Origin of the sequence: Colwellia sp. MB3u-55 (genome assembly GCF_014076785.1) — a bacterium.
In the GTDB taxonomy this organism is placed as follows: Bacteria; Pseudomonadota; Gammaproteobacteria; order Enterobacterales; family Alteromonadaceae; genus Colwellia_A.
Genome location: NZ_JACGUS010000086.1, coordinates 1 through 326, shown reverse-complemented (window position 1 = coordinate 326; position 326 = coordinate 1). Strand labels below are relative to the sequence as shown.

The following is a 326-nucleotide window of genomic DNA, read 5'->3' as shown; positions in this document are numbered from 1 at the left end:
ACTCAGAGTTCTACCCTAACCATTTCAGTGACACCGGTTTCAGATTTAAGTGATGATAGTGAAACGGTTACGATAGCTGAAGATACAATTGCTACAGGTAATGTGCTTGATAACGCAGAAACTGCAGACGGTCCACTAACTGTTACAAGCTTTACGGTTGGTGGGAATACCTATAATGCAGGTGATACCGTTACTCTTACGGAAGGTGAGTTAACTTTAAATACCGATGGTAGTTATACCTTCACACCTAATGATAATTTCAACGGTGCTGTTCCTGTTATTACTTATAGCGTTACTGATGGTGCTGGTGATACACAGAACTCTAC

1 protein-coding gene is annotated in these 326 nt (G+C 40.8%); it reads left to right on the top strand.

The genetic code is table 11. The features are described 5' to 3' along the window. The coding region (locus H4J66_RS05140; protein ID WP_182171410.1) for an Ig-like domain-containing protein at positions 1-326 on the top strand (326 nt) is incomplete at both ends.